Source organism: Candidatus Nesciobacter abundans (assembly GCF_008189525.1).
GTDB classification, from domain to species: domain Bacteria; phylum Pseudomonadota; class Alphaproteobacteria; order CAJXXZ01; family 1604HC; genus Nesciobacter; species Nesciobacter abundans.
In genome coordinates this window covers 168,539-181,338 of record NZ_CP043314.1, presented here as the reverse complement: position 1 = coordinate 181,338, position 12,800 = coordinate 168,539, and the positions used below count along the sequence as shown (strand labels likewise).

The 12,800-nt window shown below is 29.6% G+C and carries 8 protein-coding genes and 1 tRNA gene; 2 read left to right on the top strand and 7 right to left on the bottom strand.

Annotation, left to right across the window (positions count from 1 at the left end; all coding sequences use genetic code 11):
- Nucleotides 1–49: 49 nt before the first annotated feature.
- The 6 genes from FZC36_RS00850 to FZC36_RS00825 form a co-directional block, all read right to left on the bottom strand.
- Nucleotides 50–3,730 (bottom strand): adenosylcobalamin-dependent ribonucleoside-diphosphate reductase, encoded by a 3,681-nt coding sequence (locus FZC36_RS00850; protein WP_148972107.1) that lies wholly within the window; start codon nucleotides 3,728–3,730, stop codon nucleotides 50–52.
- Nucleotides 3,731–4,019: 289 nt separating this feature from the next.
- Nucleotides 4,020–7,067 (bottom strand): S41 family peptidase, encoded by a 3,048-nt coding sequence (locus FZC36_RS00845; protein WP_148972106.1) that lies wholly within the window; start codon nucleotides 7,065–7,067, stop codon nucleotides 4,020–4,022.
- Between the two features lie 313 nt (nucleotides 7,068–7,380).
- Complete coding sequence (locus tag FZC36_RS00840) at nucleotides 7,381–8,943, bottom strand: hypothetical protein (RefSeq protein ID WP_148972105.1); 1,563 nt, start codon at nucleotides 8,941–8,943, stop codon at nucleotides 7,381–7,383.
- Nucleotides 8,944–9,131: 188 nt separating this feature from the next.
- On the bottom strand, nucleotides 9,132–9,386 hold the full coding sequence (locus FZC36_RS00835; protein ID WP_148972104.1) for a S1 domain-containing protein: 255 nt from the start codon (nucleotides 9,384–9,386) through the stop codon (nucleotides 9,132–9,134).
- Between the two features lie 120 nt (nucleotides 9,387–9,506).
- Nucleotides 9,507–10,628, bottom strand: coding sequence for a tyrosine-type recombinase/integrase (locus tag FZC36_RS00830; RefSeq protein ID WP_187440126.1), 1,122 nt, complete (start codon nucleotides 10,626–10,628; stop codon nucleotides 9,507–9,509).
- Nucleotides 10,629–10,691: 63 nt separating this feature from the next.
- The gene (locus tag FZC36_RS00825) at nucleotides 10,692–11,447 is read right to left on the bottom strand and encodes a hypothetical protein (RefSeq protein WP_148972102.1); all 756 of its coding nucleotides are present in this window, start codon (nucleotides 11,445–11,447) and stop codon (nucleotides 10,692–10,694) included.
- 106 nt (nucleotides 11,448–11,553) lie between these two features.
- Between FZC36_RS00825 and FZC36_RS00820 the strand changes: the two genes are divergently transcribed.
- A tRNA-Phe gene (locus tag FZC36_RS00820) sits at nucleotides 11,554–11,626 on the top strand.
- Between the two features lie 95 nt (nucleotides 11,627–11,721).
- On the opposite strand, the gene FZC36_RS00815 is transcribed toward FZC36_RS00820, so the two are convergent.
- On the bottom strand, nucleotides 11,722–12,267 hold the full coding sequence (locus tag FZC36_RS00815; protein ID WP_148972101.1) for a tRNA (adenosine(37)-N6)-threonylcarbamoyltransferase complex ATPase subunit type 1 TsaE: 546 nt from the start codon (nucleotides 12,265–12,267) through the stop codon (nucleotides 11,722–11,724).
- A gap of 29 nt (nucleotides 12,268–12,296) precedes the next feature.
- Between FZC36_RS00815 and rpmE the strand changes: the two genes are divergently transcribed.
- Complete coding sequence (rpmE, locus tag FZC36_RS00810) at nucleotides 12,297–12,599, top strand: 50S ribosomal protein L31 (protein ID WP_148972100.1); 303 nt, start codon at nucleotides 12,297–12,299, stop codon at nucleotides 12,597–12,599.
- Nucleotides 12,600–12,800: the final 201 nt, after the last annotated feature.

Below are 12,800 nucleotides of genomic sequence, written 5' to 3'. Positions count from 1 at the left end.
AAACAATATTTTATAAATATCAGATCAACAGAACTAGATAAGAACTATCTCAAGAACATCCACTTGTTGATCCACATTTGTCACATTGTAAACATGTACCTACTCTACGCATAGAAAATTCTTTGCAATGAGCACACATATCCCCTGTGTAACCAAGCTTTGTTTGTTCTGCTTTATTTACAGTCTGTTTAGCATCAAACCCACTACCTTTTTCATCTCCACTTAAATCATTTTTATTTTTAATATCTGATTGATTTAGATTATTACTCTTTTGAGGTTTGGATTGGCTATTATTCACATTTATACTACCATTTCCTTTAAATGCACTTGCATCATTAGATTTTAAACTAACATTATGCTGAAAATCTTTTGATACATTGTTTTTTCCATATCTACTTTCTAAATCTCTAAATATGTAATCTATCAAAGAGTCTGCAAAGTTAATCTCATCGTGACCATTAATAATTCCAGAAGGCTCGAATTTAGTAAATTTAAATGCACTTACAAATTCTTTCAAAGGTACACCATATTGCAATCCTATAGAAATAGCTTTTGAAAAACAGCTCATCAAACTTCTGAAAGAAGCTCCTTCAGTTCCCATTCCACTAGTAAAGATCTCTCTAAGCTCACCTTTTTCATTTTCACCAGTTGTATGATAGAAAGAATATCCTCCAGATATATTGATTTTTTGTGTATATCCATTTCTCTTGTATGGAATTTTTTCTTTGTAACCTCTCTCTAGTTTTGTGTCTTTTTCTTCATTAGTTACACTTTTCAAAGTATCTTCTTCATTGCTTAATTCTTCATCATCCAAATAAGTTGAAGATGATCCTGTTAAGTTCAATGCCTGACTTAATTTAGATCCATCTCTATAAAGAGCTATTGCCTTCACACCAATTTTCCAAGCTAAGCTATATGCTTCTGCACAGTCGGATATATTCGCATTATTAGGCATGTTTATAGTCTTAGAAACTGCTCCAGACAAGAAAGGTTGTACAGATGCAATCATTTTTACATGACCTTCCCAAGATACAAACCTCTCTCCATGTGTAGCACAATCAAATACTGCCAAATCACTTTCTTTCATGTAAGGACACCCTACTATAGAAGAAGTACCACAAGCATATTCACTACAAGCACCCATTTCTTCATCAGAAAAGCCTAATTCAGCCAATATGTTATTACCTTCTATTCCTAATCTTTTACAAAAATCATCTCCCATAGTCCACTTTGAACATGCCTGAGAAATACTAAAAGAATTAGCCAAAGCTTTTTCCAACTTACCAATATCAGATTTGTCAAATCCTTTTTCTGTTAATGTTTTATGGTTTATATAAGGTGAATCTTCTAAACTAGAACATCCAATTATGTAATTCATAATTTTATTAATATCAGAATCAGAATAATCCAAAGATTTCAAAGCTGGTTTTATAGAATTGTTAATAATCTTGAAATAACCACCTCCAGATAATTTTTTATGCTTAACCAAAGCAAAATCAGGCTCAATTCCTAAAGTATCACAATCCATCAAAAGACCGATTGTACCTGTTGGAGCTAGAAGAGTAACCTGAGAGTTTCTAAATCCATATTTATTTCCCAAATCAATAACTTCATCCCATAGATCTAATACTTTTTTCTTTTCTTTTATAGGACATTTATCCCAGTCTAGTGAAATTGGATTTATTTCTATATCTTCATATCCATGTCCATAAAGTGCAGCTCTATGATTTTTAATAACACGCATCATAGAATCTTTGTTTTTATCATATTTAGCAAATGCACCAAGTTCTTTAGCAATTTCTGCTGAAGTTTTATAAGATTCACCATGCATAATTGCAGTAACATATGCTGCTAAAGCTCTTCCTTCTTCACTATCGTAAGGAATACCACTTTGCATCATTAATGCTCCTAAGTTTGCATAACCAAGACCTAAGGTTCTAAAATCAAAAGATTTCTCAGCTATGATTTTGGAAGGGTATTGCGCCATAGTAATAGAAATTTCCAAAACCAATGTCCAGATTCTTACAGCATAAGAAAATTCATCAGATTCAAAACTCCATTTTCCTTCATTATGCTTATAAAATTTTAGTAAGTTTATAGAAGCCAAGTTACAAGCTGTATCATCTAAAAACATGTACTCTGAACAAGGGTTTGAAGCATTAATTCTTCCACTCTGAGGACATGTATGCCATTCGTTGATTGTTGTATCATACTGCAAACCTGGATCAGCACATAACCATGCAGATTTAGAAATTTCAGACCAAATAGATCTTGCTTTACATGTTTTAGCTATCCCTCTACTTGTTCTGTAAACTAGATCGAAATCTTCATCATTTTCTACTTTTCTCATAAAGTCATTTGTAACTCTTACGGAGTTGTTAGAATTCTGTCCAGAAACAGAAGCGTATGCTTCAGATTCGAATTCAGTTGTTAGAATTTTTGCAGATACATTTTCCACGCCCTGCTCTAGCAATTTCAAGATTCTATCCAAATATCCGAATGGAACCCCTGTCTTTTCAGCCTTACGCAAAGCTTTTCCAAGTCTTTTATTAACCTTAGGATTGAATTTTAATTTTCTTATATTGTTTTCTTGGTTAGATTTTTCATCATCTGATTCTATATTTTCATCTGACAAATTAGCATCACTTAAATGTAAATCATTTTTATTACCATCATATGTTTTACAAAAATCATTCAAAGAATCTAAGTTTATACTTACATCATCTGAAATGTTATCTAAATTAATTTTATCAAAATCAAAGCTATCACAAGATAGATTTATTTCTTTTATAGCTTCATTTATTATTTTTGAACCTACTGACAAAAATACAACTTTATCTTCTTCTTCAGTTTTCCACTTAACGTAACTCTCTATATCTGGATGCTCTACATCTACTGTAACCATTTTTGCTGATCTTCTATTAGCTCCACCAGACTTTATAGCACCTGCAACAGAATCTCCTACTTTAAGAAAACTAAGCATTCCTGAAGAAACACCACCAGAAGATAAAGATTCGTTTGCAGCTCTTAATATGGAAAAATTAGTACCACTTCCTGATCCATATTTGAATATTCTAGATTCTCTTACCCATAGATCCATTATTCCACCTTCATTAACAAGGTCATCACTGACGGACTGAATAAAGCAAGCATGAGGCTGAGGTCTTTCATATGCAGATTTAGATTTCTTAATTTCTAGAGTGCTTGGATCTACGTAATAGTGACCTTGTGCACCACCTTCTATTCCATAACCCCAGTGCATTCCTGTATTAAACCACTGAGGAGAGTTCGGAGCAGCTTTTTGTAGAGCAACCATATTACATAATTCATCATAAAAAGTTTTAGCATCAGATTCTGAGTTGAAATATTTGTATTTCCAACCCCAATAAGTCCAAGTACCAACAATTCTATTAAATACATTTCTAGCATCAGTTTCTGCACCAAATTTTTCTTCAATACCATACATTGCTTCTAAATCAGGTTCAGATTTCCATAGCCATTCTGGAACTCCTTCTTCTGGAATACGTTTTAGTATTTTTGCGACTCCAGCTTTTCTGCAATATTTCTGAGCAAATATATCAACTGCAGTCTGAGACCAGTTTTCTGGAACTATAATTTTCTCAAAAGATTTAATTAACTTCCCGCTTAAATCCCTTATTTCACTTGACCTTTCAACGAATTTTATTCCCTCGTAAGGACCTTTTTTAGTAAAACACCTGCTAAAATACACTCAATCTCCTATGAGTAAATTTTAATATCATTTTTTATTATGTTCCAGAATTGAAAATTAAAAATACTTATGATAGTAATATAAAATTCTTAAAATCATCAGTAAAAATAAAATATATAAAATAATAATATGCATGAACTAAACAAAATAAACAAAATCAATATTATTTAAACAATCCTACATAAATCAATTTAATTCTCTATGTAATTCTCCTGATAAAGCTAAATAAACTCCAATCTTTCCTATAAATATATTAAAATATTTTAATTGTATTTGATTTTAATAATACTTAAGAACTAAGCTTATTCATTATCAGTTCTATAGCTTTTTCTAGTTGTCTATCAACTCCATTGTCAAAGTCCTCAATTGTATTGTCTACATCAATATCTGGGTCTACACCTATGTTTTCTATGTCGTAACCACCGTTAATCATCTTTGTAGCAAACTCAGGTTGACTTGTTAGACCTCCATCTATCAAGAAGTATCTAGGCATTATACCAACAACACCTCCCCAAGTTCTTTTTCCAATAACAGTCCCTAAATTTAAATCCTTGAATACTCTAGTAAAAATATCTCCATCAGATCCAGTATTTTCATTACATATCAAAACCATAGGACCCATAGGAGATTCAGAAGGATAATGCTCAGGAGCACCATATCTAGGAATTGTGTAAGAGTTAGGTTTTCTTTGTAATTTATCTATAATCAGAGAAGATAAATGCCCTCCACTATTATTACGAGCATCCACTATCAACCCAGCTTTTCTATGTTCAAATATATATCTCTTATAAAATTCGTTATAACCACTACTTACCATATTAGGAATATGAACATATCCTATTTTATCTGTTTTAGATTTTATTATATCTACTCTCTCTGAGATCCACTTTTGATAAGCAAGCCTATTCACATCTTTCAAAGGATTTACATGAATCATTTTTATAGAATCATTTTCCTTCTTTTTAATTTCAAGTGAAGTTTTTTTACCTTCGAAAACAATAGATTCAGGGGGTACGTTTTCATTTAATTTTCTACCATTCACAGAAATAAGCACATCACCTTTTGAAAATTGATGAATTGGAGAATGAACGCCCCAAGAATCACCTTCGATAATTTCATTTATCTCATAGTGCTCACCATTCCATTTAAAAGTAGCTCCTAAATAACCAGTGTTGTTATGTTTTTCACAGAGTATATCCCCTGGCTCCAGAACATATGCATGAGAAGTTTTTAACTCACCAATCATGTCATAGAACAATATATTTAATTCATTTCTAGACTGAACAGATTCCAAAATCTTTGAATATTTTTTCCTTATACCATCCCAATCTATTTCATTACTTTTGTCCCAAAAATGAACTTTTGTAAGCCAAAGAACTTCTTCAAACATTTGTTTCCATTCTTTTTCTGGCTCAACTATAACATCTATGGAATCTAAGGAAATCCAACCATTATTTTTGTAAGAGTCAGATTCTTCAAATTTTAATCCAGAATTACACAACCTAAGCTTTTCATCTTTAAATACTAAAAGCCATTTTTTGTTTCTAGACACTTCGAAGCTAGAAATCCCATCAGAAACTAACTCTAACTTCTTAGATCCTGGAGTAAAGCTTTTCAACTTCTTATTAGACTCTAAAAGCAATAATTTATCCTCAATAACCTCTATATCTACATAATCAGAAGCTTTTACTGGACATTCAAAAATTCTTTTATTTATGTTTTCGAAATCTATATTTACAACAATATCTTTAGGATCTAAATCTTCATCTTTGCAGTCTTCATTTTTATTTTTAGAATCGCTAGATACATTTTTAGAATCACCTTCTTCATCATCAGCTAACCATGGTTCAAATGGATTTAACGAATCTTTTTCTAAACATACAGCATAAGGCTTAAAACCTTTTCTGAAAAATAAATTAAATGAAAATGGATCATACTCTGTTTTAAATGTTCTAAATGATAAGAAATATAAATACTTACCAGATGAATCAAACTTTGGAGAAATATCCTTAAAAGTACCTTCTGTTATTTCTGTACATTTTTCAGTTTCGGAATCATAAATTTTCAAAGATGAGTATTCATTGTATTTACCACTACTAAACACAAACCATTTTCCATCTGGAGACCAATCAAAACCAAAAACTTGTTCAGAGTTATCTAGTATCTTTTTTTCTGTTCTTGAATTTAGATCTAACAACCAAATTTCATTCCTATTATTCTGAGCAGCTATAATATTATTTTTAGATATTTTACAATCAGAAATCCTGCCTATCCCGGAAAACCTATGAAACTCCTGTCCATCCATAAAGAGGACTGCATCTTCCTTATCATCTTTTATACTTAAAAACTTCTCATTATCTGACCACAAAGCAACCCTATGCCTTATGCTTGTGGTTTTTTGTAAATACCCTTTGTTCCAAAGCGGAATAGAAAATGCTTGCCCTCTTATACAACATGAAACATTATCACCTTCGTTATTTATATCAAAACTAGTCAAAAACTTAGAGTTATCCTCGCAAACAAAATTAGATTTTTCAAATGCATAGTTAGCAGATTTTATTTCCAATTTTCTTTCTTCTTTTTTCTCAGTATCATATAAGAAAATCTCTCCTGATTTGCTATATATCAAGTTATTTCCATATCTAGATAAATCTTTTACATAGAAATCTTCATGCTTTGTAATTGTTTTCCAATTTTTAGTATTAAAATCGTATTTACAAACATTTCCACATCCAGATGCATCACTTAAGAAAAATAATTCATCATTTACAAATGTAGGTCTCAAGGCATTATGTTTTTCAAATGGTATTTTTTCAAACTCTCCTCGTGAATCCATCCAAAGCTGACCCGCAGTTCCACCTTGGTAATCTCTCCATGTGCTATATCCGTAACCAAACCTCTGTACAACAGCAGATCCTTTGCTATTCCAAGAAATCCAATTAGAAAGACCTGTTTTAAGTTTTGTAATCTTACCTGTTTCCAAATTCAATTTATTTAAACAAACATTTCTTTTAAATGGCATTCCATGATTAGTTGCGAAAATAATATTATCTGAAGAATCCCACCCTACAACATAAGTACCATTTCCATAAAATGTTCTTCTTATTATTTTGTGTGTTTTAAGATCTATAGTATAAACATCTGATTCACTTTCTTCTGAACCTGTAAAAGCTATGCACTGTCCATCTTTAGATATAGATAAATCTTTCGCATCACTTTTTAATAATATCCACCTATTTAATCCTGTTTTTTCTGACCATTTCCAAAGGGTTTCATGAGAAACCATATATACGGTATCTCCAAAACCTACTGGATATCTATAATACTGCGAAATCATAAGAAATTCTCTCAGAAATACAACTTATATTCAAGAAACAAAGAGTATGATTTACAATTCATAGTTATGAATACAAAGAAAATGCAAACTAATTAATAGAAAATAAATATTTTAGTTAAAAAACAATACAAAACACTATTAACATAATAAATTATAAAATAAATAATAGTTAAATAAGATGTAGAAATTAAAAACAGATATACAAGAAATTCATGCAAAGTAAGTGATTTTTAATATGCACTTTTTAGTAAATTAATGCACATAAACTAAGTATATGTATATATAAATTTTTATATACTTAATATCAGCTCTGTTAGCTTTTTATAGGGAAAATTTCATAATCTGCTAAGGATCTTACAAGTAAATTTTCAGGCGGATCTAGAATCGTAGCTTTTATCATAATAACAACCTCTTGTTGATCAGATTTCTTTTCATTCTTCCTTAGGAATTTCAGTTTCTTTGTTCCTAGAGGTCCGCTACTGTTATTGCTCCTTGAGCTCTTGATCAGCCCACCCACAACAACCAAATCACCATCATTAACCCTTATAGTGCTATCCATTTCTTGAGTAGATATAACTGGAACTTGTGATTTTATGTTATCAGGAACTTTGTTATCTTTAAGCATTATAGCTACAGATGGATCTTCTTTTTCATCATGCACCTCAGAAATAGTAGGGTGAATAGACATTGTTATAGTTCTATTCCTAAAATCTACTGAAGGCTGAACAGAAAGTATAGTTCCAACTGGAACAGTGTGTAAATTACTACCAAATATGGTTGAAACACCATCTATTGATTTTCCACCTATAGAAATAGTTTTTTGATATATCTTAAAATATACTTTGTTTTCTGCAACTTTAAAAATAGCATGCTGATTATTCAAAACAGATGTTGTTGGGTTAGAAATAGTTTCCAACTCACCATATTTTTCCAACAAAGATATGATACTAGAAGCCGTTTGAGAGTCTTTTCCTATCAAAACAGATAATGCATTGTCTGCAACTGATTTAGAAGAAATGTCAAAAACTTTATCTGGAGATGTAAAGAAATTAGATATTTGCAAAGTGCTCCAATCTATTCCAGTCCTAAATTCTTTATATAGCTTAACAAAAATTACTTTTGCTTCTATAAGAACTTGTGTAGAAATTCTTTTGTGTAAATCTAATAAAAATCTAGCAATTCTTCTGTGATCAGATTGTTTTGCATTTACTATCATAAGCCCTGCTTGTTTGTTTATAGTATATTTCTTACTTCTCAAGAAAAAAGATAAATTTTCCTCTAATTCTTTCCACGTATCAGATATACTTTCACTTCTTACTTCAACAGAAGAACCAATATCCATACTCATTGATCCTTTAGATCCAGACCCATTTACTGAAGTGCTGCTGTTTGATTTCCTTGTGGAAGATAAAAACATAACCTCATGTACATGATCGTAAGGCTCATCAGAATCTATAAGAATTCCATGATTTGAAACTCTAATGATAAAACCTGAGCTCTCAGAAATATCTTTTATAGCTTCTAAAACTGGCTTTTCTTTACAGAAATAATTTAATTCCTTGTCTTTTAAATCCTTTGCGAATTTAATATTTAATCCATTAGAAACACCTATACTCTTAATAATATCCAAAACTGAAGATCCATTAGATATATTTATACTAATTTTTTTTGACCAATTTTTAGGGACCTCTAAGGATTTATGTTTATATTTTGATTTTACTTCTTTTAAAGCATTTCTATTCAGAAATGAAATGGGTTTTGCATTAAAATTTTTTTCATCACACCCTAATAAAAATACAGATAAAAACACCAACACTCTATCCAATATGTACTTATATTTATATCTAAATTGCTCTCGATTTTTTATTTCTGTCATTTTTTACTTATTTTCTAATTTTCTAGTATTAACATTTCTAATAAACTAAATTTTTAATAAATTGCAATCTTGTATAGCTAACAAATTAAACGCATTCAATAAATCTGATTTACAAACTGATTTGTTTTATAATCTTTATCAATCTTAATAAAATTCTGTAAAATTATTTTGATTCTTAAGGTTTAAACTTATTTTTTTACTTGCTTTATTCTATTAGGAGTTTCTCTAAAAACTATCTTAGCACTTGATGGATTGTCTTCGCAAAACTCTAAAACAACCTTATCCTCTGCTACTATTCTAATTTTTCTATTTTTCAATCTTCCAGATAACTCCGCTTCTATTTGAGTTTTATTATCTAAATCTAGTAAAATTGAAAATCTGTAACCTCTATGTATTTTTTTTACAGTCCCAGTTAATGTTTTTTTATTTTGTTTAGAATTCACAAGAAGACTCTATATCATAAAAGCATATAAGTCAAAAAAACCAATAAAATAATTAAATAACTCATGGCAAAAAATACAATCACTAACAGAACCTAGTATAAGATAATTGCAAACAATTTATTAACTATCCTTACTTTTATTGTACATTGGATGGTGCTTTTTTATTGAACTGGAAGAGTTAGAGGCATGAGTATATATAGATGTGGTTTTTACACTAGAGTGCCCCATAACCTTCCTTACTTCCAATAAATTCATTCCTTTTTTTACTAAATTAGAACCAAGCTTATGCCTTAAATCGTGCGGAGAAAGACCAATTTTCTTTACCCAAAGGAATAAAGTTTGCCTTGTTATATGTCCATTTGTAGAGGGCCAAATATAAGAAGCTATTTTCCGAGAATTGCTTAATAAGTATCTTTTCAATGACTCTATAGCTTTTCTGTTCATGAAAACTTGTCTTTCTTTTCCTCCCTTACCAATAATTCTAAAACTTTTCTCTGAACCATTTATAACATTTTCCAAATCATTCAAAGTAATACAAATTATTTCAGAAGCCCTTAAGCCAGTGCTATACAACATGGATAGCATTGCATGTAATTTTATTGAAAATTTTGTATTAGACTTATTTAAATCTTCTAGTATTTCATTAACTTCTTCATCATTGATAACTTTTAAGTTAGATCTTTTTAGTTTTATTTTTGGGAAGTCAACTTCTACATCATTACACCCTTCAATCTGCTCCTTACAAAACAAAAAAAGCTGTTTTATGGAATTTATTTTTCTAAACAAAGTAGAGTCTAATATAGCTCTTTTATTAGGCTTATTTGTACAATCTTCATCAGTGCTTTTATTGTCACCTATAGAATTACAACTTTCTTGCAAATCATCTCTCTCAACTAATTTTTTTTCAAGAAATATGTTTTCAGGTGTGTTTTTATAAGAATTAGAATTATTGTTCTCGTTTTCAGCAGAGCAACTCTTACTCAAACCTTTTTCAAAATAATTACAACCCTTCAAAAATTGTACATAACCAACTACAGATAATTTTTCTCTCAGATTTCCATATTTTTCTATCAACTGACTGTGTTCTTTTTTCATGCTATTTGACAAGTCATATTCATAGAAATCCTCTTCCAAAGAAGAAGATTGATCGGTTTTAGATACAAACTCTAACCAACATATAAACAAAACTAAATCACTAGTATATGCATCTATGGTATTCTTAGATAAATTTCTCTCATTCATGTAAGAGTTAAAAAAATCTACGTTATTTCTATTAAAAACTAAGTAGTTCAATTCAAAAAACCTCTAGGCATGATCTTTAGAGTCAATCTTCTTTTTCAAATCAATAAAACCTTCTCCAATTTTTATCATTAAATCTTTGTTATAATCCAAAGACTGCAGTATCTGCATATTATGCTCTACTGCTTCCTTAAGTTCATTTTTCAAAGCCATATTCTCTTCATTCATTTTCTCAAGAGAGCTTGCCAATTGGTCAATTTTCTGAACTTTCTCTAATATAATTTCTAGATTCTTTAATTCTAGAACATCAAGCTTATTTATCAAAGAATTAAAATTTAAATTCTTTCCTTTCAAAGCATCACTTATTTTCTTATCTATGCTTAGAGAAAGAGACTCATGTGATTTTGTATCTGATAAGTTTCTTTTTATGTAATTGAACACCCTAGCAAAGAAATTTCTCCTACATAATAATATGGTTATCAAAATGCAGAAAAAGAAGATTTCAGACACAATAACTAAAGTATTAGAAAAGTATTCTTTGTAAAAATAGTTCAGAATCATTGGAAAAGAAAATAACATTATTAAAGATGGTTCATATTGAAAAAAATGATCTAAATCACATTTTAAGGACTTAAATCTAGAGTCAGTTACATCAGAATTCTTAAAATAATCTTTTATTGTAATGAGAAGTATTTTATTTTTCTTATAACTTGGGTTTTCCAATATTTTTATGGCATAAAAAGCTCTGTATAAATTAAGAACAGGAATAATATAAACCAGAAATAAGAAAGTAAATTTCAAAAAAGTAAAATTAAGAATCATTACACGAATTCTAAACTCAAAATTAAAAAAAATAAAGAAAAAACTTCAATTCTATCCTAGAAAAGATATGGACATCGAAGAAATTGTGATATATCATTTTTTAAATGCCTGGATAGCTCAGTAGGTAGAGCAGTAGATTGAAGATCTACGTGTCGCTGGTTCGATTCCGGCTCTAGGCATTTGCTAGATTTTCTATCATTTTTTATTTTAAATTAATTCCTTTATTTTAAATTCCTTATATTCTGAAAACATAAAAAATATCAGTAAGTATAACTTAATAAGTTTCTTTTACAGATGCAATTCTATGTTCATTAACATTCACTTCAATCCTACTGTCCCATAAATCTTTATAAGGTATCAATTCTGACCACTCTACAATCAATATACCCTCTTCAAACTCAAACAAATATTCTTTCAAGTACTCTGTATTTTCCATGTTGTAAGCATCTGAGTGCCAAACAAAAAACTCTGATCCAACAGGTTGTTCATTATTCATAGATTCATTATCTGTAGATCTAGAGTCATTGGAGTCATTCTGTAAATCACTATTTCTTTCTTTATTAAATAATTTACTTTGATATGTTATAACCTTAGAAAAAGTTGGACTGCCTATTGATTTTATATTCCACCTTTCAAGAATAGACCTAATAAGAGTTGTTTTTCCTATCCCTAAAGGACCATCTATAAACAATGCACAACCTGGAAATAGTTTTTCTGAAAGATAAGTTGCAAATTTTTCTAATGATTTTAAATTACTAATATTAAATATTTTATCACCCGACTTTGATTCACTTGGTTGCACATATTGAATATAATTCATATAATAAATCTAAATCACGAAGAGGTGTTATGTCAAAGAACAATAAATCAACAAATAAATCATCTAAGAATGATAAAAAAGTTGTATTTGATCCTAATGTAAAAGTTAAAGCAAAGAAATCAACTGATTCCAAACCAGTTCTTAATGAAATTAAGGTTGTTTTGAGCAATGGAGAACAAATCACAATAAAGAGCACTCTAAGCAACAAAAAGGAAATGCAAGTACACGTAGATACTTATTCACATCCAGCTTGGACAGGTGTAAATAAATTTGGTATAGAAAAAGATGGTAGAGTAACTGCATTTAACCAAAAATACAAAGACTTGTACTAAACTTATTTATTAACTGAACATGAATTTACTAGATCAAAGTTTTTGTTTTACTAAATCAAAATTTATGTTAAAAATATAATCACTTTAATCCATTCAGGATTAAATATTAAGTTATACAAAGCTAAGAAAATCATTCTAAGCTTAAAAATCAAAAAATTTACACCATTGACAAAACTCATATTACATAACCTAATGTATGGA